Genomic DNA, 17704 nt, shown 5'->3' with positions numbered 1-17704 from the left:
GGTGGTGGACCTTAAACCTGCGTGAGCCAGTGGGCGTATTTGGGGTTGCGGCCGCCGACGATGTCGAAGAACGCGCTCTGGATCTTTTCGGTGATGGGGCCGCGGCTGCCCACGTAGTCTTCTTTGCCGAGCTCGATGCGGTCGAGTTCGCGGATGGGGGTCACTTCGGCGGCGGTGCCGGTGAAGAAGGCTTCGTCGGCGATGTAGACCTCGTCGCGGGTGATGCGCTTTTGCACGATCTCCAGCCCCAGGTCTTTGGCGATGTGGAACACCGTGTTGCGGGTGATGCCGTTGAGTGCACCAGCCGAAAGGTCGGGCGTGTAGATGACGCCGTTTTTGATGACGAAGATGTTTTCGCCGGCGCCTTCGCTCACAAAGCCCGAGGTGTCCAGCAGCAGGGCTTCGTCGTAGCCCTCGTCGGTCACTTCCATGTTGGCCAGGATGCTGTTGGTGTAGTTGCTCACGGCCTTGGCCTGCGTCATGGTGATGTTGACGTGGTGGCGGGTGTAGCTGCTGGTTTTCACGCGGATGCCGCGCTTGAGACCTTCTTCGCCCAGGTAGGCGCCCCACAGCCAAGCTGCCACCATCAGGTGGATGGTGTTGCCTTTGGGGGACACGCCGAGCTTTTTGTCGCCGATCCAGGTCAGGGGCCGGATGTAGGCGCTTTCCAGCTTGTTTTCGCGCACCACGGCCTTTTGGGCTTCGTTCACTTCTTCTTTGGTGAACGGCAGCTTCATGCGCAGAATCTTGGCGCTGTTGAACAGGCGTTCGGTGTGCTCTTCCAGGCGGAAAATGGCGGTGCCGCCGTCGGCCGTTTTGTAAGCCCGCACGCCCTCAAAGGCGCCACAGCCGTAGTGCAGGGTGTGGGTCAGGACGTGGATCTTGGCGTCGCGCCATTCGACCATCTGGCCGTCCATCCAGATCTTGCCGTCGCGGTCTGACATTGAGGGAATGGGTGACATTTGCATTGCCTTTGGTGGGTTGATCGTGCGATTTTACGTCCCGGCTGGCGGGTCTTCAGGGTTGGCCAGCCGCAGCTCAAAAGTGTCCAGGCGGCCGTGGTGAAAGGTACAGGTGACGGTGTGGCCTTGTTCGTCGCGCCACTCTAGCGCTTCGGGCTCGTGCCCGGGTGCCGACAGCCGTTGCCCCAGGCTGAGCGTGCGGCGCACCACGTCAACCAGCGGTTGCCCCCGTTTCAGTTGCCGGTGCAGCCGCCGCGCGTCTTGCACATGGCCGATGGGCCGGGTGGCTGCGGTGCGCAGCAGGCGCATGAGCTTGGTGAAATGCAGCAGCACCCAAAAAGCGATCATGAGTGCGGCCAAGATCAGGCCTTGCCCGCCGTAGCTGCGCCAAGCGGCGTAGGCGATGGCAGCGGCCAGGGCGGGGAAGATCAGAGCGCGCAAGCGGTGAGGCAATTGGGGCATGTTCACAAGCTCCTGGCCAGTTCCATGGCCTCTTCAATGCGTTCCACGCCGTGCACGGTCAGGCCCTCAAAGGCCTTGTCGTTCTTCTTGGGCATGTTGGCTTTGGGCACCACGGCCACGCTGAAACCGAGTTTGGCGGCTTCTTTCAAGCGCTCCTGACCGCGCGGCGCCGGGCGCACCTCGCCGGCCAGGCCCACTTCGCCAAAGGCCAGGAAGCCCTTGGGCAGGGGCTTGCCGCGCAAGCTTGAAGTGATCGCTAACATCACTGCCAGGTCAGCTGCTGGCTCGGTGATGCGCACGCCGCCCACGGCGTTCACAAACACGTCCTGGTCCATGCAGGCCACGCCCGCGTGGCGGTGCAACACCGCCAGCAGCATGGCCAGGCGGTCGCGGTCCAGGCCCACGCTCAGGCGCCGGGGGCTGGGTCCGCCCGTGTCCACCAACGCCTGAATTTCGACCAGCATGGGCCGCGTGCCTTCCAGCGTCACCATCACGCAGCTGCCGGGCACGGGTTCCGAATGTTGCGAGAGGAAGATGGCGCTGGGGTTGCTCACGCCCTTCAGCCCTTTTTCGGTCATGGCAAACACGCCGATTTCGTTCACCGCGCCAAAGCGGTTTTTGATAGCGCGAATCAGCCGAAAGCTGCTGTGTGTGTCGCCCTCGAAATACAGCACCGTGTCCACCATGTGTTCCAGCACCCGCGGGCCGGCCAGCGCACCTTCTTTGGTCACGTGCCCCACCAGCACAATGGCCGTGCCGCTGGCCTTGGCCGCGCGCGTCAGGTGGGCCGCGCATTCGCGCACCTGCGCCACCGAGCCGGGCGCGCTGGTGAGCTGTTCGGAATACACGGTCTGGATCGAGTCGATCACGGCCACTGAAGGGCGGTGCGCGTCCAGCGTGGCCAGTATTTTTTCCAGCTGAATTTCGGCCAACACGTTGACCCTTGAGCCGTCCAGCCCGAGCCGGCGGGCGCGCAGCGCCACCTGGGCGCCGCTTTCTTCACCGGTGACGTAGAGCGTGCCCCCACGCTGCCCCGCTTCGCGCGGTCCGCTGCCCCCCAAGGGGACTTTCGCGCCTTGGGGCGGCCCGGCGTCGCTCATGGCAAGCGTGCCCCCGCGCTGCCCCGCGTTGCCCGGCGCCGCTTCCCAGCGCCGCTGCAGCGAGTCCAGCGCCTGCAGCAGCAGGGTGGACTTGCCAATGCCGGGGTCGCCGCCGATCAGCACCACGCCACCTTCCACAATGCCGCCGCCCAGCACCCGGTCCAGCTCGTCGTGGCCGGTGGGGGTGCGCTCCACGTCGCTGGCTTCAATGTCGGCCAGTGCGGTCACAGCGGCGGTCTTGGCCAGCGACGCAAAGCGATTTTTGGTGGGCGCTGACGACTCGGCCACCGATTCGATGAGGGTGTTCCAGGCGTTGCAGTGCGGGCACTTGCCCAGCCACTTGGGGCTGCTGCCGCCGCATTCGTTGCAGGTGTATTGGGTTTTTTCTTTGGCCATGTGGCTGGCAATATAGTCGAGTCCCGCCGCGCCCTGGCGCAGCCCGCTTCCGTGAGACACCACTTGTCAACCAGCCCCGATTCTTTTCCCCCCACCGTGGCGCAGGCGCTGCGCGTGCTGGCGCCGGGCGACGTGCCCGCCTCGGGCGCCGCCCGCGCGTTCAACCTGCAACTGGCCCGCATCGACAAGCTCAAGGCTCAGCTCGACGACCTGGACACCCTGGGCCAGACGCACCGGGTGGAACTGCACCGCTGGGTGGCGCCGCTGCAGCAGCGCCAGCGCCAACGCACGCGCGACATGGCCCTGTGGCTGGCTGAATGCGTGCAGGGCAAAACGCTGAGCCGGCTGCAACACGACACCGCCACCGAGGCGCTGTGCCGCCTGGCCCAAACACTGGCCGAAGAGGGCGACAAAGCCATGGCCGCGCTGCACAACCAGCACAGCCGCCACACGCTGGCGCAGAAAAAGCAGGCCGCTGCCGACGCCATGCGCGCGAAGCTGGAAGCGGTGCTGGGTGAGCCCCTGGCCGACACCGACCCGGACGCGCCGATGGAAGAGCTATTGCGCGCCGGCATGGCGCGCTGGCGCGAGGCGCAAGACGCCGCGCAAGCGCGCCGCCGCGACAAGAAAAATGCCCGCAAAGCCCGCCAGAAGCCGGGCGCCGAGCAGGAACAAGCCCAAGCCCAGCAGGCCGATGCCGACACCCAGTTGCGCACGCTGTTTCGCCAGCTGGCCAGCGCCTTGCACCCCGACCGCGAACCCGACGCGCAGGAGCGTTTGCGCAAAACCGCGCTCATGAGCGAGGCCAACGCCGCCTACGGCCGCAAAGACCTGGTGACGCTGATGCAGATTCAGCTGCGTGCCGAGCTGGCCGACCCGGCGGCCGTGTCGCGCCTGGCCGACGACAAGCTGGCCGCGCTCACCCTGTTGCTCAAGCAGCAGGTGGCCGAGCTGGAGCGTGAACGCGCGGCCCGCCAGCAGCGCCTGGCCGCCGAGTTTGACTTGCCGCCCGGCGCCGTGACCAACCCGAACACGCTCAAGCAAAGCCTGCTGGCTCAGGTGGACGCGCTGGAGCAAGACGTGGCGGAGCTGGAGCGAGACTTTGAACAAGTGCAGGAGCCCGCCGGGCTCAAGCGCTGGCTGAATGCGCAGCGCGAAGCACCGAACCGGGTGCGAGTAAATCGCGACCCCGACGACTACTGCTGACCTGGCAGCATGTCCTGGCTCACGGTGCCGGGTGGCTGTAATGACGTGTCACCTCGGCAACGTCCACCGTGTAGCTGGCGTACCAGCGCTCGCGGCCCAGGCGCTGTGCGGCCAGGTGGTCGGTGTGCTGTTTCCAGGCGCGGATGCTGGCTTCGTCGGGCCAATACGACAACGCTATTTCCTGCTCGCCCTCGGTCACGGCGGTGAAGTCGAGGCAGCCGAATTGCGTCAGCGCCAGTTCGCGCATGTGCGCGGCCATGGCGCTGTAGGCGGCGTCGAGCGCGCGGGCTTTGGCGCGGAAGATCACAACGAACATTCGAATCCCCGGGCGAGCTGATGGGTGATATCGGCCGCGGGCAACGAACGGCAGCCGCTCGCGTTTTGCCCCGCCCACAGCGGTGAAAAGTCGCCACGGCCCAGCGCTTCGAAGTGCGCGCGCAGCGGCGCCATGGCGGCAGTGGCCAGCGGGAAAGCCGGGGCGGCCAGGCTCATCGGGCCGAGCTCGCGCATGGCGCGGTTGACGATGCCGCGCGCCGGCCGGCCGGTGAACACGTTGGTGAGCGCCGTGTGGCGCGCTGCCTCACTTTGCAGGGCGGCGCGGTGCAGGGCGCTGGTGGTGGCTTCTGCGCTGCACAGGTAAGCCGTGCCCACCTGCACACCGGCGGCGCCCAGCGCCATGGCCGCAGCCACGCCCGCAGCGTCGGCAATGCCGCCGGCTGCGATCACCGGCACGCGCACCGTAGCCACGATTTGCGGCAGCAGCGCGAAGGTGCCCATTTGCACGCTCAAGTCGTGCGACAGAAAGTGCCCCCGATGGCCACCGGCTTCCAGGCCTTGGGCAATCACCGCGTCTGCACCGTGCGCTTCCAGCCAGCGCGCTTCTTCCACCGTGGTGGCGCTGGACAGCACCACGCTGCCCCAGCTTTTGACGCGTGCCAGCAAGTCGGGCGCGGGCAGGCCGAAGTGGAAGCTGACCACCGGCGGGCGAAAGGGCTCGATCACATCGGCCACCGCTTCGCTGAACGGCACGCGTCCGGCGCCGGCGGGGACAGCCGAGATGTCCAGCCCGGCTTCGGCATAGAAGGGTGCCAGCGCGTCGCGCCAGCGCGCCTCGTGGGCGGCGTCGGGCGCTGGGGGCGTGTGGCAAAAAAAGTTGACGTTCCAGGGGTGCGGCGTGCCTGCGCTCAGGGCGCTCAGCTCGCGTTGCAGCGCCTCGGGTGTGAGCATGGCGCCCGGCAACGAGCCCAGTCCACCGGCGTTGCACACGGCGGCGGCCAGCGCTGCGCCTTGCGCGCCGGCCATGGGCGCCTGAATCAAAGGAAATGGGGTGCCCAGCAGGGCGGTCAAGGTGGTCATGGCGGGCATTTTCCCCTGTGTGGGCGCGTCTGAGCGATTCGGGCAGAAGCATCCGGGAAAACCCTTGCCTGGCAGGCTGTCAAAACATTTAACATATTAAATAAATGAACGAGCCAACTCCTTTTGTCCACCGCAACCTGCCGCGCCTGCTGCTCGAAGCGCGTGAGGCCGTGATGCAGCACACCCGGCCCAGCCTGCGCGAGCACGGCTTGTCAGACCAGCAGTGGCGCGTGCTGCGTGTGCTGGGCGAACACGCTGCCGAGCGGGCGGGCGTGGAAACCGGCCGGGTGGCGCGCGAGGCCTTGTTGCTGGGCCCCAGCCTCACCGGTGTGCTGACGCGTATGGAGCGCGACGGGCTGATCCGCCGCGCCCGCTGCCCGCAAGACGCCCGCCGCACCGTGGTGCGCGCCACGCCCGCGGGCTTGAAGCTGGTGCGCACGCTGTCGCACACCATTGAGGCGCATTACGCGTGGATGGAAGAACGCCTGGGCAAAGCGCAACTGGGTCAGTTGTATGCGTTGCTGGACCAGGTGATCGCATTGGAAGCGCCCCTGGGCGAGGACGAACCTGAGATGGAAACCGAATGAACATTCCCTACCTGCCCACCGGCACGGTGTACGGCACCTTGCTGAACTTTCAGCGCGAGCACGCACTGTGGGCGCCGCGCATGAGCGAGGCGCCCTACAAAGAGCCGCCGCAGGCGCCGGTGCTTTACATCAAGACCGCCAACACCTTCACGCCGGCGAGCCACGCCATTGCCCTGCCGCCCGGTGTGGCCGAGGTGGAGGTGAGCGCTTCGCTGGGCCTGGTGGCGGGTGAGGGCGGTGCCGTCGCGGGCTGTGTGTTGTTCAACGACGTGGCGATTCCCCACGAGAGCTATTACCGCCCGCCAGTGAAATTTCGGTGTGTGGACGGGTTTCTGGGTGTCGGGCGCGAGGTGGTGTCTCTGGACGCCGTTGGCGGTCTGGCCGGGCTGGGCGCAATGACCCTGGAACTGCGCGTGCATGGCGTGTTGAAGCAAGTCATTTCGCTGGCCGATCTGGTGCGCGACGCCGCCACGCTGTGGGCCGACGTGAACGCCTTCCAGAGCATGCGCCCCGGCGACGTGCTGATGCTCGGCACCGACTGCCTGGCCGACGGAAACCGGCCACGGGCAAAGGTGGGCGATGCGGTGGAGATCACAGCTGCCGGCTTCAAACCCTTAACCCACCAATTCGTGCAGGAGTCCCTATGAAAAGAGCCCGCATCGCCTGGGCCGGAGCGGTCCACGACGCCATCGAATCGGATGGCCAACTGGCGTTGCTCACGCCCGCGTTCAAAGGCCGCCGCGTGGGGTTTGACGAGGTGGTCTGGTTGCCGCCGCTGGCACCCGTGCCGCGCCCTCGCACGGTGCTGGCGCTGGGTCTGAACTACGCCGACCACGCCAAAGAACTGGCTTTCAAGGCGCCCGAAGAACCGCTGGCTTTCGTGAAGGGCGAGGCTTCGCTCATTGGCCACCGCGCGTTCACCGTGCGGCCCGAGGGCGTGCAGTTCATGCACTACGAATGTGAGCTAGCGGTGGTGATTGGCAAACCCGCGAAACGTGTGAAGAAAGCTGACGCGTTGCAGCACGTGGCCGGCTACACCGTGGCCAACGACTACGCGATCCGCGACTATCTGGAAAACTGGTACCGCCCCAACCTGAAGGTGAAAAACCGCGACACCTGCACGCCCATCGGCCCCTGGCTGGTGGACGCGGCCGATGTCCCTGACCCGATGAACCTGGCGCTCAAGACCACGGTGAACGGCAACGTCACGCAGCAGGGCAACACGAAAGACATGATCTTCGACGTGCCCACGCTGATCGAATATTTCAGCAGCTTCATGACGCTCATGCCCGGCGATCTGATCCTCACCGGCACGCCCGACGGCGTGGTCGATTGCCAGCCGGGTGACGTGGTCGTCACCGAGATCGAGGGCATTGGCGCCCTCACGAACACCATGACTTTCGAAAGCCACGCATGACCCGCATTGACCACCTCATCAACGGCAAAACCGTCGCCGGCGCCGACTACTTCGAAACGATCAACCCCGCCACGCAGGGTGTGCTGGCCGAAGTGGCTTCGGGCACCGAAGCGGAAGTGAACGCCGCGGTGCAGGCCGCCAAAGACGCGTTCCCGAAGTGGGCTGGCTTGCCAGCCACCGAGCGCGCAAAAAAAATGCGTGCGCTGGGTGATCTGATAGCGAAACACGTGCCTGAAATTGCTCGGACCGAGACCGACGACACCGGTCAGACCATTGCTCAAACCGGCAAGCAGCTGGTGCCACGCGCAGCAGACAACTTCAACTACTTCGCCGAAATGTGCACCCGCGTGGATGGCCACACCTACCCCACACCCACGCACCTGAACTACACGCTGTTTCACCCGGTGGGGGTGTGCGCGCTCATCAGCCCGTGGAACGTGCCGTTCATGACGTCCACCTGGAAGGTGGCGCCCGCGCTGGCGTTTGGCAACACGGCGGTGCTGAAGATGAGCGAACTTTCGCCCATGACCGCCGCGCGCTTGGGCGAGCTGGCGCTGGAGGCCGGCATCCCAGCTGGTGTGCTCAACGTGGTGCACGGTTTCGGCAAGGAAGCGGGCGAGCCGCTGTGCGCGCACCCCGATGTGCGCGCGATTTCCTTCACCGGTTCCACCGCCACCGGCAACCGCATCGTCAAAGCGGCTGGCCTCAAGAAGTTCAGCATGGAGCTGGGCGGCAAGAGCCCGTTTGTGGTGTTTGACGACGCCGATCTGGACCGCGCGCTGGACGCCGCCCTGTTCATGATCTTCAGCAACAACGGCGAGCGCTGCACGGCGGGCAGTCGCATTCTGGTGCAGCAGAGCATTTACGCCGACTTTGCCGCGAAGTTCGCCGAGCGCGCCAAGCGCATCACCGTAGGCGACCCGCAAAACGAAAACACCACCATCGGGCCGATGATTTCAAAGGCCCATCTGGCGAAGGTGCGCAGCTACATTGAGCTGGGGCCGAAAGAGGGCGCGACGCTGTTGTGCGGCGGCATCGACCGGCCCTCTTATGCGGCCGAACTGTCCGCGCATGTGCAGGCGGGTAACTTCGTTTGGCCCACGGTGTTTGCCGACGTGGACAACCGCATGCGTATCGCCCAGGAAGAGATTTTTGGCCCGGTGGCCTGCCTGATTCCGTTCCGCGACGAGGCCCATGCGATCGAGCTGGCGAACGACATTGCCTACGGCCTTTCCAGCTACGTGTGGACGGAAAACATTGGCAAGGCGCATCGCGTGGCCGCTGCGGTGGAAGCGGGCATGTGTTTCGTGAACTCGCAGAACGTGCGCGATCTGCGGCAGCCGTTTGGCGGTACCAAAGCGTCGGGCACGGGGCGTGAGGGCGGGACCTGGAGTTACGAGGTGTTTTTGGAGCCTAAGAACGTGGCGGTTTCTCTGGGGTCGCATCACATTCCTCATTGGGGAGCTTGATTTGCTCTCCTGCATTGCACGCTTGGACCTGGGCGGGAAGGGCGCGCCGTGGCGCTCTGTTGCGCTCATGTCCCCCGAGACGGGCTGCGCCCGTTTCTCCTCCTTTACTTCGCTACACAGAACGCCACGTCACGCCCTTCCAGGGCCGATGTTGGAGATCAACGTTCGATTGCCAATGCGCAGCGAGAAGGTGGTGATGGGGGTGTGCCGCAGCGAAGTCAAGGCGGAGGGCTGCGCGCAGCGCGGACCGGGGGACATGAGCGTAGGTACATGCCCGTCACCGCCTTCTCCGAACACACGTCAGAAGAGAAACCGCAGCGAACAAGCAACCCAACGGAGACAAGCCAAATGGGCAAAGTAGCACTGGTCGGCAAGATCACCCACGTTCCCTCCATGTACTTGAGCGAGCTTGACGGCCCGCGCAAAGGCACGCGCCAAGACGCCATAGACGGCCACCAGGAAATCAGCCGCCGCTGCCGCGAAGCGGGGGTGGACACCATCGTTGTGTTCGACACCCACTGGCTCGTCAACGCCAGTTACCACATCAACTGCGCGCCGCATTTTGAAGGCAGCTACACCAGCAACGAGCTGCCGCACTTCATCAGCAACCTGCCGTTTGCTATTCCTGGCAACCCCGAGCTGGGTCAGCTGCTGGCCCAGGTGTGCAACGAACACGGGGTGGAAACCCTGGCCCACCACGCCACCACGCTCGGCCCCGAATACGGCACCCTCGTGCCCATGCGCTACATGAACGCCGATCAGCACTTCAAGGCCGTCTCCGTCTCGGCTCTTTGCATGGTTCACTACCTCAACGACAGCGCGCGGCTGGGCTGGGCCATGCGCCGTGCGGTGGAAGACCACTACGACGGCACGGTGGCCTTTCTCGCCAGCGGCAGCTTGAGCCACCGTTTCGCGCAGAACGGCCTCGCGCCCGAATTCGCCTTCAAGGTCTGGAGCCCATTTTTGGAAACGCTGGACCGCCGCGTGGTGCAGATGTGGGAAAACGGCGAATGGGCCGACTTCTGCGGCATGCTGCCCGAGTACGCCGCCAAGGGCCACGGCGAAGGCTTCATGCACGACACCGCCATGATGCTGGGCGTGTTGGGCTGGAGCGAATACACCGGCAAGGCCGAGGTCATCACGCCGTACTTCGGCGCCAGTGGCACCGGCCAGATCAACGCCGTGTTTCCCGTCACCCCAGTCACAGGCCAGGCCATCCCCAAGGCGCAGGCATCGGCCGCCGATGGCTTCAGCCTTGTGAGTTCGCGCCTCTGACCGGAAGTGTCCCCATGCCTCACCTCGTCGTCCTTTACACCCCCAACCTGGACAAGCCGGCTGCTGAAGGCGGTGTCGACATGACCGGCCTCTGCCGCGCACTCGCCGACACGATGCTCGCGGTGCGCGACGAGCAGGACCGCCAGGTTTTCCCCACCGGCGGCACGCGCGTGCTGGCCTACCCGGCGGCGCACAGCGCCGTGTCCGACGGCGGCGCAGCGGGCATCGCCGCCGGGCTGGGCGGTGACTACGCTTTTGTCTACATGAACGTGCGCATGGCCAAAGGCCGCAGCGCGGCCGTGCACCAGCGCGTGGGCGACGCGCTCAACGCCTGCGTGAAAGAGCGCTTCGCCGAACAGCTGGCGAAACGCCCTATCGGCATCACCGTGCAGGTGGACGAAGGCCACGAGGTCTTTGACGCCAAGAACAGTTCGCTGCACCCGCTCTTTCCCAAACCCTAAAACCATGTTCGACAACACCCTTATCCAGCAACTTGCGGCCGAGCTGCAGCGCGCGCAGCAGACGCGCAGCCCGGTCGAGCACTTTTCGAAACGCCACCCGGGCATGACGATTGAAGACGGCTACCGCATTGGCCGCGCCTGGGTCGAGCTGCAACAAGCCGAAGGCCGCAAAGTGATCGGTCACAAGATCGGCCTGACCAGCCGCGCCATGCAGATCAGCAGCCAGATCGACGAGCCGGACTACGGCACCCTGCTCGACAACATGCTTTACACCGCGAAGGCCGGCGAGGTGCTGGAGATCCCGATGAAGAACTTCATCGCCCCGCGTGTGGAGGTCGAGCTGGCCTTCGTGCTCAAGGCGCCACTGGCCGGGCCCAACGTGACGGTGGACGACGTGCTCAACGCCACCGCTTACATCACCCCCGCCATCGAAATCATCGACGCCCGCATTGAGCAGTTCGACCGCGACACCAAGGCCATGCGCAAGGTCTACGACACCATCAGCGACAACGCGGCCAACGCCGGCATCGTCGTCGGTGCCGGCGACCCGGCTTTTCGTGCCGACCCGCACAGCACCAACCGCCCGTGGTGCGGCGCCATCCTGCGGCAAAACGGCGCGGTGGAAGAAACCGGTCTGGCCGCGGGCGTGCAGGGCGACCCGGCTGTCGGCATTGCCTGGCTGGCCAACAAACTCGCGCCCTGGGGCGAGCGGCTGGAGGCAGGCGAGCTGGTGCTGGCGGGCAGCTTCACGCGGCCCGTGGCCGCCCAAGCAGGCGACCTGTTCGAGGCCGACTACGGCCCGCTGGGTTGCCTGAAATTTCGTTTTGTCTGAACCCACACTCCAGCATGAAAACACCCACCAACACCTTCAAGCAAGCGCTCACTCAAGGCCGGCAGCAAATTGGCCTGTGGCTCGGTTTGGCTCATGCTTACAGCGCTGAAATTTGCGCCGGGGCCGGCTTCGACTGGCTGTTGATCGACGGCGAACATGCACCCAACGGACTGCAGGACGTGCTGGCGCAGGCGCAGGCCATTGCGGCCTACCCCGGTTCGCACGCCATCGCCCGTGTGCCGGTCGGTGACACGACCCTGATCAAGCAGTACCTCGACCTTGGCCTGCAGACCCTGCTGGTACCCATGGTGGACACGCCCGAGCAGGCCGCTCAGCTGGTGCGTGCCTGCCGTTATCCGCAGGACGATGGCCTGGGTGGCGTGCGCGGCATGGCGGGAGCCCGTGCGTCGCGGTGGGGCCGATACCCGAACTATGCAAAGGAAGCCAACGCACAGGTTTCCCTGTTGGTGCAGGCCGAAACCCGTGAGTCGCTACGTCACCTTGACGCCATTGCCGCTACGCCGGGGGTCGACGGGGTTTTCATTGGGCCGGCCGACTTGTCGGCATCGCTCGGCCATGTGGGCAACCCTGGCCATCCCGAGGTGCAGGCCGCCATTGAGGATGCCATTTGCCGCATCCTGCGCGCCGGCAAGGCGCCCGGCATCCTCACCACCGACGAAGCCCAAGCCAGTCACTACCTGGCGCTGGGCGCGGTGTTTGTGGCGGTGGGCCTGGACACGCAGATACTGGCGCGCCAGACCAGCGCGTTGGCTGCACGTTTCAAGACCGGTGCCACAGCCACCGCCGATTTGCCCAAGGGCAGTGTGTACTGACCCTTGATCTGCAGCGAAGGAATGCCCCCATGAACGCCATCTTGCCTGTCAACACCACCTCGGCCGCACCCTCCGGCATGCATCCCGACGAGTGGGCCGCCCGCTTGGAGCTGGCCGCCTGCTACCGCGTGTTCGCCCACCTGGGCTGGACCGAGATGATCTACAACCACATCACGCTGCGCTTGCCCGACAGCGTGAGCGGCGCCGAAAAACAGTTCCTGATCAACCCGTTTGGCCTGCACTACAGCGAAGTCACAGCGAGCAATCTGGTGAAGATCAACCTGCAGGGTGAGGTGCTCGATGGCTCTTCGCACCGGGTCAATCCAGCGGGCTTCGTGGTGCACGCCACCATCCACGGTGGACTGGAAGGCGCGCACTGCGTCATGCACACCCACACCACGGCCGGCGTGGCCGTGGCCTGCCTCAAAGGCGGCCTGCAGCAGACCAACTTTTACAGCGCCCAGCTGCACGGCATGGTGGCCTACCACGACTTCGAGGGCATTACCATTCACGCGGAGGAGGGGCCGCGCGTGCTGCAAAGCATCGGCAACAAACCGGCGGTGATTTTGCGCAACCACGGCCTGCTGGCCTGGGGCGCCACGCTGGCGCAGACCTTTGCCATTTTGTGGACGCTGCAACGGGCCTGCGAAATCCAGCTGGCCACCTTCAGCATGGGTGGAGCTGAAGCGGCCATCCCGGTGCCCGAGGCCATTGCTGAAAAATGCACCCGCGACGCGCTGCAGTTCAACCCGAACCACGGCGCAGGCCAGGACGTGTTCAACGCCCTGGTGCGTCAGGTGGACCGCCTTGACGATTCCTACAAGCATTGAAACCATGAACGAACCGACATTTCAACGTGTGACCATCGTGGGCGCGGGCGCCATTGGCGGCTGGCTGGGTGTGCGGCTGGCGCAGGCGGGCTGTACGGTGAGCGCCATCGCGCGAGGCGAAACGCTGGCCAACTTGCAGCGCGAGGGCTTGCGTTTGCGCAGCGGCGACAGCGAGCAAACCGTGAGCGTTCAAGCTGTGGCCGATGGCAGCCAGCTCGGCCCGCAAGACCTGGTGATCGTGGCCGTGAAAGCACCGGCGCTGGCCAAGGTGGCGCCGCTGGTGGCACCGTTGCTGGGCCCCAAAACCGTGGTGTTGACGGCCATGAATGGCGTGCCCTGGTGGTTTTTCGACGGCTTTGGTGGCAACCATGCGGGCACCCGTTTGCAAACCATCGACCCCGAGGGTGCCCTGGCCCGTGCCATGCCCGCCGCCCACGTGATCGGCTGCGTGGTGCACGCCAGCTGCTCGGTGGACGCGCCGGGCGCCATTCGCCACCACTTTGGCAACGGTCTCATCGTGGGTGAGCCGGCTGGGGGTGAAAGCCCACGCGTGCAGGCGCTGGCCGCACTGCTGCAGCATGCAGGGCTCAGCGCCACGGTGTCGCCCCAGATTCAAAAAGACATCTGGTACAAGCTCTGGGGCAACATGACGGTGAACCCCGTGAGTGCGCTCACGGGCGCCACCACCGACCGCATCTTGAGCGACGAACTGGTGCGCGGTTTCATCAGTGCGGTGATGCTGGAGGCCAAGGCCATTGGCGAGCGCATCGGCATTCCCATTGAGCAGCAGCCGGCTGACCGTCACGCCGTGACGCTCAAGCTCGGGGCGTTCAAAACGTCCATGCTGCAAGACGTGGAGGCCCGCAAGCCGGTGGAGCTGGATGCGCTGGTGAGCGTGGTGCGCGAGCTGGGGCAGCTCACCGGTGTGGCCACGCCGTTCACCGATGCGCTGCTGGGGCTCAGCCGTCTGCAGGCGCAGACGCTGGGCCTGTACCCGGCTTGAGTCTGTTTACAGCAGCGCCGGAAACAGCTTCACCAGCCCGGTGGCCATCACCTCGACCGCCAGTGCGGCCAGGATCAGGCCCATCAGCCGGGTCATCACGTTGATGCCGGTCTGGCCCAGGAACCGCGAAATGGGCTGGGCCAGCGTGAAACACACGGCGGTGGCCAGCGCGATGACCACGCCGTAGCCCACCAGCGCGGCGTGCTGCAAAAAGGTGGCGGCCTGGTCGGCGTAAATCACCACGGTGGACATGGTGGCCGGCCCGGTGAGCAACGGAATGGTGAGCGGCACCACAGCGATGGAGGCCCGGGCCGAAGCGTCGTCCACCTCGCCCTGGGTGGTCTTGGCTTCAGCGGGTTGGGCGTTCAGCATGGACAGCGCTGAGGTGAGCAGCAACATGCCACCGCCCACCTGAAAGCTGGCCAGCGAGATGCCAAAAAACTCCAGAATTTGCAGGCCGATGATGGCGCAGGTGGCGATCACCGCGAACGCGCTGACCGACGAAATCAACACCGTGCGCCGGCGCTGTTTGGCCGAAAAGCCCTGCGTGTAGTGGATGAAAAACGGAACGATGGCCAGCGGGTTGACGATGGCCAGCAGGGTGATGAGGGGCTTGAAATCCATGCTGCGGATTGTGGGGCAGGAAGCGCGCCGCCACGCAGCATCAGCGGATTTCAGGTGGTATTCATGCGCCGCTACCGTGGCGATCCGTCGCCCGGCAGGCGTCTGCGGAACATGCCGTAGCCCTCCATGTGCAGCACCTTGTCGCCGTGCTGGTTGAACATTTCCCACACCGTGCGCACCAGGCCCACGTCCGCCCGTTTGCTCATGGGGCGCTTTTCGGTGATGGTGTGCTGCAGCCGCAGCACGTCACCGGGGTAGACCGGCTTGGTCCATTTCAGGCTCTCCAGGCCGGGTGAGCCCAGGCTGGACGTTTCGCACAAAAAGTTCGTCACCATCAGCCGCATGGCCATGGCGCAGGTGTGCCAGCCGCTGGCGCTCAGGGCGCCAAATACCGACGCCTTGCCACCTTCTTCGCTCAGGTGAAAAGGTTGCGGGTCGAACTGGCTGGCGAAGGCGATGATCTCGTCCTTGGTCGGCGAGACCGTGCCCAGATCGCGCACCTGGCCAATTTCCAGGTCTTCCCACCAGACCTTGATGTGCGGGCTTTGTTCGGGGGTGGTGGCGGTCATGTTCGTCTTTCAAGGTGCCGGAGTTCCATCCTGGCGTGTAAAAAAGGCGCAGCCCAGGGCATCGCCGGGCCGGCTTTGGCGGACGGCCAGTGCCGCCCCCTAAAAGGGGGTAGCGCGAAGCGCTGCGGGGGTGTCATTTCACCTTCCTCCTGAGACGTCCAACAAAGACATGGTGGTGTAACTTGCCGCGTCGGACAGCAGCCAGACAATGGCCTGCGCCACCTCGTCGGCGGTGCCGCCGCGATGCATGGGCACCAGGTGCTTCAGGTCTTGCACCCGGTTGGGCAAGCCGCCCGAGGCATGAATCTCGGTCTCGATCAGACCCGGGCGCACCGCGTTCACGCGAATGCCCTCGGCACCTACTTCTTTGGCCAGCCCGATGGTGAAGGCGTCCACGGCACCCTTGGCCGCGGCGTAGTCCACGTACTGGCCCGGCGATCCCAGACGCGACGCTGCGCTGGACACGTTGACGATGGAGCCCCCGCTGCCGCCGTGCCGGGTGCTCATGCGCCGCACGGCTTCGCGGGCGCACAGCATGCTGCCCAGCACGTTGACGTCAAACATCCGGCGCCAGCGCGCCATGTCCATTTCGTCCACCCGCGCGCTCACGTCCACCACGCCGGCGTTGTTGACCAAGCCGCTCAGCGGCCCGAGCTTGGCGTCGATCCGGGCAAACATGGCCAGCACCTGGGCCTCGTTGGCCACGTCGGCCTGCACCGCCATGGCGGTGCCGCCGCCGGCACGGATGCGGCGCACCACCTCGTCGGCAGCCAGCGAATTGGCCGTGTAGTTCACCGCCACCGCCCAGCCCTGCTGCGCAGCCAACAAGGCGGTAGCGGCACCAATGCCGCGGCTGGCGCCTGTCACCAAAAGCACGGGGCTCATAACCGGTCTCCTGCAAAAAGGGGTGGCATCGCTTACAACACGGGCTCACCAGAATTCAAATATCTTCAGGGCTTGCGCAAGCCTTGATTACAACAGCGCCAGGAGACACCCATGCGTCGCACACTCGACTATTACTTTGCACCCCAGAGCCCCTGGATGTATTTGGGCCATGCCCGGCTGAGCGAACTGCTGCAGCGAACGAACACCGAGGTGCGTGTGCGCCCGGTGGACTTTGGCCACATCTTCTCCGTGTCGGGCGGTCTGCCCTTGCCACAGCGTGCCCCACAGCGCCAGGCCTACCGGCTGGTGGAACTGCGCCGCTTCAGCGAAGCGCTGGGCGTGCCTTTGAACCCGCAGCCGCGCCACTTTCCGCTGCCCGGTGACCCTTCGGCCCTGCTCATCACCGCGGTGGCCGCACACGACGGCGCAGCTGCTGCCATGCGGCTCACGGGTGCCATTGGCCAGGCCATCTGGGCCCAAGAGCGCAACATGGCCGATGCCACCGAGCTGGCCGCTGTGCTGTCCGAATGCGGGCTGGACGCTCAGCGGCTGGCGCAGGCCCAGGACGCTGACAACAAGGCGCTTTACGCGCAGCACACCCGCGAGGCGGTTGACGCAGGGGTGTTTGGTGCGCCAAGCTACGTCGTTCATGGCGAGATTTTCTGGGGTCAAGACCGGCTCGACTATGTCGAGCGCCGCTTGACCGCCTGAGTTTCCCTTTCAAAAACCAACACACAGGAGCATTGCATGGGCCAGTTCGTTGAACTCACTTCCGCCGACGGTTTCACCTTCCCTGCCTACGTGGCGCAACCCGCGGGCACGCCCAAGGGCGGCCTGGTGGTGCTGCAAGAAATTTTTGGCGTCAATTCGCACATCCGTTCGGTGGCCGACGGCTATGCCGCCGACGGGTATTTCGTGGTTGCGCCGTCCACCTTTCACCGCGTCAAAGCCGGTGTGGAACTGGGTTACACCGAGGCCGACATGGGCGCCGGCTTCGCGCTGAAAACGGCGGTGGAAGCCCTGCCCGAGCCCGGCGTCATGCCCGACATCCAGGCTGCCATTGACCACGCGGCGCAAGCCGGCAAGGTGGGCATCCTGGGGTACTGCTGGGGCGGTTTGCTCACCTGGCGCTCGGCCTGCCTGCTCAAGGGTTTGTCCGCTGCGGTGCCTTACTACGGCGGCGGCATGACCGGCGAGGCCGATGCCGCCCGCCAGCCGCAGGTGCCCGTGCTGGCCCACTTTGGCGACCAGGACCACTGGATTCCCCTGGACACGGTGGAAGCCTTCAAAAAGGCCCAGCCCGGTGTGGCGGTGCAGGTGTACGCCGCCAACCACGGTTTCAATTGCGACCAGCGCGGCTCGTACAACCAGCCCGCCGCCGAGCTGGCGCGCGAACGCACGCTGGCTTTTCTGGCGCAGCATGTCGGCTGATGCCCT

General features: G+C 65.5%; 21 protein-coding genes. 13 read left to right on the top strand and 8 right to left on the bottom strand.

The window, feature by feature from the left end; all coding sequences use genetic code 11:
• Nucleotides 1-11: 11 nt before the first annotated feature.
• The 3 genes from AC4QBL_RS16400 to radA are packed head-to-tail and all read right to left on the bottom strand — an operon-like array spanning nucleotide 12 to nucleotide 2920.
• Nucleotides 12-962 carry a branched-chain amino acid transaminase gene (locus AC4QBL_RS16400; RefSeq protein ID WP_472908257.1) on the bottom strand — a complete coding sequence of 317 codons (951 nt, stop codon included), beginning with the start codon at nucleotides 960-962 and terminating at the stop codon, nucleotides 12-14.
• Between the two features lie 33 nt (nucleotides 963-995).
• Nucleotides 996-1424: a glycerate kinase gene (locus tag AC4QBL_RS16395; RefSeq protein ID WP_472908258.1), complete on the bottom strand. Its 429-nt coding sequence runs from the start codon at nucleotides 1422-1424 to the stop codon at nucleotides 996-998.
• A gap of 2 nt (nucleotides 1425-1426) precedes the next feature.
• The gene (gene radA / locus AC4QBL_RS16390; RefSeq protein WP_472908276.1) at nucleotides 1427-2920 is read right to left on the bottom strand and encodes a DNA repair protein RadA; all 1494 of its coding nucleotides are present in this window, start codon (nucleotides 2918-2920) and stop codon (nucleotides 1427-1429) included.
• 63 nt (nucleotides 2921-2983) lie between these two features.
• On the opposite strand from radA, the gene AC4QBL_RS16385 reads away from it, so the two are divergent.
• Nucleotides 2984-4126 carry a YceH family protein gene (locus AC4QBL_RS16385; protein ID WP_472908259.1) on the top strand — a complete coding sequence of 381 codons (1143 nt, stop codon included), beginning with the start codon at nucleotides 2984-2986 and terminating at the stop codon, nucleotides 4124-4126.
• Nucleotides 4127-4145: 19 nt separating this feature from the next.
• On the opposite strand, the gene AC4QBL_RS16380 is transcribed toward AC4QBL_RS16385, so the two are convergent.
• A complete protein-coding gene (locus tag AC4QBL_RS16380; protein WP_472908260.1) occupies nucleotides 4146-4442 on the bottom strand; it encodes an antibiotic biosynthesis monooxygenase family protein in 297 nt (98 codons plus the stop codon).
• Nucleotides 4430-5482 (bottom strand): NAD(P)H-dependent flavin oxidoreductase, encoded by a 1053-nt coding sequence (locus tag AC4QBL_RS16375; protein ID WP_472908261.1) that lies wholly within the window; start codon nucleotides 5480-5482, stop codon nucleotides 4430-4432. Before AC4QBL_RS16375 ends, AC4QBL_RS16380 begins: the two co-directional genes overlap by 13 nt.
• A gap of 104 nt (nucleotides 5483-5586) precedes the next feature.
• On the opposite strand from AC4QBL_RS16375, the gene hpaR reads away from it, so the two are divergent.
• The 10 genes from hpaR (at nucleotide 5587) to AC4QBL_RS16325 (ending at nucleotide 14189) form a co-directional block, all read left to right on the top strand.
• On the top strand, nucleotides 5587-6069 hold the full coding sequence (hpaR, locus tag AC4QBL_RS16370) for a homoprotocatechuate degradation operon regulator HpaR (RefSeq protein WP_472908262.1): 483 nt from the start codon (nucleotides 5587-5589) through the stop codon (nucleotides 6067-6069).
• Entirely contained in the window at nucleotides 6066-6716 is a 651-nt protein-coding gene (locus AC4QBL_RS16365) for a fumarylacetoacetate hydrolase family protein (RefSeq protein ID WP_472908263.1), read from the top strand. Before hpaR ends, AC4QBL_RS16365 begins: the two co-directional genes overlap by 4 nt.
• On the top strand, nucleotides 6713-7486 hold the full coding sequence (locus AC4QBL_RS16360) for a fumarylacetoacetate hydrolase family protein (RefSeq protein ID WP_472908264.1): 774 nt from the start codon (nucleotides 6713-6715) through the stop codon (nucleotides 7484-7486). Before AC4QBL_RS16365 ends, AC4QBL_RS16360 begins: the two co-directional genes overlap by 4 nt.
• On the top strand, nucleotides 7483-8955 hold the full coding sequence (gene hpaE / locus AC4QBL_RS16355) for a 5-carboxymethyl-2-hydroxymuconate semialdehyde dehydrogenase (RefSeq protein WP_472908265.1): 1473 nt from the start codon (nucleotides 7483-7485) through the stop codon (nucleotides 8953-8955). Before AC4QBL_RS16360 ends, hpaE begins: the two co-directional genes overlap by 4 nt.
• A gap of 348 nt (nucleotides 8956-9303) precedes the next feature.
• Nucleotides 9304-10230: a 3,4-dihydroxyphenylacetate 2,3-dioxygenase gene (hpaD, locus tag AC4QBL_RS16350; RefSeq protein ID WP_472908266.1), complete on the top strand. Its 927-nt coding sequence runs from the start codon at nucleotides 9304-9306 to the stop codon at nucleotides 10228-10230.
• 14 nt (nucleotides 10231-10244) lie between these two features.
• The gene (locus tag AC4QBL_RS16345) at nucleotides 10245-10691 is read left to right on the top strand and encodes a 5-carboxymethyl-2-hydroxymuconate isomerase (protein WP_472908267.1); all 447 of its coding nucleotides are present in this window, start codon (nucleotides 10245-10247) and stop codon (nucleotides 10689-10691) included.
• Nucleotides 10692-10695: 4 nt separating this feature from the next.
• A complete protein-coding gene (gene hpaH / locus AC4QBL_RS16340; RefSeq protein WP_472908268.1) occupies nucleotides 10696-11523 on the top strand; it encodes a 2-oxo-hept-4-ene-1,7-dioate hydratase in 828 nt (275 codons plus the stop codon).
• Between the two features lie 14 nt (nucleotides 11524-11537).
• Nucleotides 11538-12356 carry an aldolase/citrate lyase family protein gene (locus tag AC4QBL_RS16335; protein WP_472908269.1) on the top strand — a complete coding sequence of 273 codons (819 nt, stop codon included), beginning with the start codon at nucleotides 11538-11540 and terminating at the stop codon, nucleotides 12354-12356.
• A gap of 29 nt (nucleotides 12357-12385) precedes the next feature.
• Nucleotides 12386-13186: a class II aldolase/adducin family protein gene (locus AC4QBL_RS16330; RefSeq protein WP_472908270.1), complete on the top strand. Its 801-nt coding sequence runs from the start codon at nucleotides 12386-12388 to the stop codon at nucleotides 13184-13186.
• 4 nt (nucleotides 13187-13190) lie between these two features.
• Nucleotides 13191-14189: a 2-dehydropantoate 2-reductase gene (locus tag AC4QBL_RS16325; protein WP_472908271.1), complete on the top strand. Its 999-nt coding sequence runs from the start codon at nucleotides 13191-13193 to the stop codon at nucleotides 14187-14189.
• A gap of 6 nt (nucleotides 14190-14195) precedes the next feature.
• Here the strand turns inward: AC4QBL_RS16325 and AC4QBL_RS16320 are convergent, their stop codons facing one another.
• From AC4QBL_RS16320 to AC4QBL_RS16310, 3 genes are all read right to left on the bottom strand, one after another.
• Nucleotides 14196-14813, bottom strand: coding sequence for a MarC family protein (locus tag AC4QBL_RS16320; RefSeq protein WP_472900112.1), 618 nt, complete (start codon nucleotides 14811-14813; stop codon nucleotides 14196-14198).
• Nucleotides 14814-14884: 71 nt separating this feature from the next.
• Complete coding sequence (locus AC4QBL_RS16315) at nucleotides 14885-15382, bottom strand: MaoC family dehydratase (RefSeq protein WP_472900113.1); 498 nt, start codon at nucleotides 15380-15382, stop codon at nucleotides 14885-14887.
• A gap of 138 nt (nucleotides 15383-15520) precedes the next feature.
• Complete coding sequence (locus tag AC4QBL_RS16310; protein WP_472900114.1) at nucleotides 15521-16267, bottom strand: SDR family oxidoreductase; 747 nt, start codon at nucleotides 16265-16267, stop codon at nucleotides 15521-15523.
• 111 nt (nucleotides 16268-16378) lie between these two features.
• On the opposite strand from AC4QBL_RS16310, the gene AC4QBL_RS16305 reads away from it, so the two are divergent.
• Both AC4QBL_RS16305 and AC4QBL_RS16300 read left to right on the top strand, forming a co-directional pair.
• Nucleotides 16379-16978 carry a 2-hydroxychromene-2-carboxylate isomerase gene (locus tag AC4QBL_RS16305; protein WP_472900115.1) on the top strand — a complete coding sequence of 200 codons (600 nt, stop codon included), beginning with the start codon at nucleotides 16379-16381 and terminating at the stop codon, nucleotides 16976-16978.
• A gap of 36 nt (nucleotides 16979-17014) precedes the next feature.
• Nucleotides 17015-17698 carry a dienelactone hydrolase family protein gene (locus tag AC4QBL_RS16300; protein ID WP_472900116.1) on the top strand — a complete coding sequence of 228 codons (684 nt, stop codon included), beginning with the start codon at nucleotides 17015-17017 and terminating at the stop codon, nucleotides 17696-17698.
• Nucleotides 17699-17704: the final 6 nt, after the last annotated feature.

It is taken from the genome of Hydrogenophaga sp. L99 (assembly GCF_058731905.1).
The sequence above is the reverse complement of the archived record's forward strand: the minus strand, read 5'-3'. Positions and strand labels throughout refer to the sequence as shown.

Bases quoted from the DNA above. Each gene is read 5' to 3' on its own strand.
- AC4QBL_RS16400 (WP_472908257.1), bottom strand. From the start codon at position 962: ATGTCACCCATTCCCTCAATGTCAGACCGCGACGGCAAGATCTGGATG.
- AC4QBL_RS16395 (WP_472908258.1), bottom strand. From the start codon at position 1,424: ATGCCCCAATTGCCTCACCGCTTGCGCGCTCTGATCTTCCCCGCCCTG.
- radA (WP_472908276.1), bottom strand. From the start codon at position 2,920: ATGGCCAAAGAAAAAACCCAATACACCTGCAACGAATGCGGCGGCAGC.
- AC4QBL_RS16380 (WP_472908260.1), bottom strand. From the start codon at position 4,442: ATGTTCGTTGTGATCTTCCGCGCCAAAGCCCGCGCGCTCGACGCCGCC.
- AC4QBL_RS16375 (WP_472908261.1), bottom strand. From the start codon at position 5,482: ATGACCACCTTGACCGCCCTGCTGGGCACCCCATTTCCTTTGATTCAG.
- hpaR (WP_472908262.1), top strand. From the start codon at position 5,587: ATGAACGAGCCAACTCCTTTTGTCCACCGCAACCTGCCGCGCCTGCTG.
- AC4QBL_RS16365 (WP_472908263.1), top strand. From the start codon at position 6,066: ATGAACATTCCCTACCTGCCCACCGGCACGGTGTACGGCACCTTGCTG.
- AC4QBL_RS16360 (WP_472908264.1), top strand. From the start codon at position 6,713: ATGAAAAGAGCCCGCATCGCCTGGGCCGGAGCGGTCCACGACGCCATC.
- hpaE (WP_472908265.1), top strand. From the start codon at position 7,483: ATGACCCGCATTGACCACCTCATCAACGGCAAAACCGTCGCCGGCGCC.
- hpaD (WP_472908266.1), top strand. From the start codon at position 9,304: ATGGGCAAAGTAGCACTGGTCGGCAAGATCACCCACGTTCCCTCCATG.
- AC4QBL_RS16345 (WP_472908267.1), top strand. From the start codon at position 10,245: ATGCCTCACCTCGTCGTCCTTTACACCCCCAACCTGGACAAGCCGGCT.
- hpaH (WP_472908268.1), top strand. From the start codon at position 10,696: ATGTTCGACAACACCCTTATCCAGCAACTTGCGGCCGAGCTGCAGCGC.
- AC4QBL_RS16335 (WP_472908269.1), top strand. From the start codon at position 11,538: ATGAAAACACCCACCAACACCTTCAAGCAAGCGCTCACTCAAGGCCGG.
- AC4QBL_RS16330 (WP_472908270.1), top strand. From the start codon at position 12,386: ATGAACGCCATCTTGCCTGTCAACACCACCTCGGCCGCACCCTCCGGC.
- AC4QBL_RS16325 (WP_472908271.1), top strand. From the start codon at position 13,191: ATGAACGAACCGACATTTCAACGTGTGACCATCGTGGGCGCGGGCGCC.
- AC4QBL_RS16320 (WP_472900112.1), bottom strand. From the start codon at position 14,813: ATGGATTTCAAGCCCCTCATCACCCTGCTGGCCATCGTCAACCCGCTG.
- AC4QBL_RS16315 (WP_472900113.1), bottom strand. From the start codon at position 15,382: ATGACCGCCACCACCCCCGAACAAAGCCCGCACATCAAGGTCTGGTGG.
- AC4QBL_RS16310 (WP_472900114.1), bottom strand. From the start codon at position 16,267: ATGAGCCCCGTGCTTTTGGTGACAGGCGCCAGCCGCGGCATTGGTGCC.
- AC4QBL_RS16305 (WP_472900115.1), top strand. From the start codon at position 16,379: ATGCGTCGCACACTCGACTATTACTTTGCACCCCAGAGCCCCTGGATG.
- AC4QBL_RS16300 (WP_472900116.1), top strand. From the start codon at position 17,015: ATGGGCCAGTTCGTTGAACTCACTTCCGCCGACGGTTTCACCTTCCCT.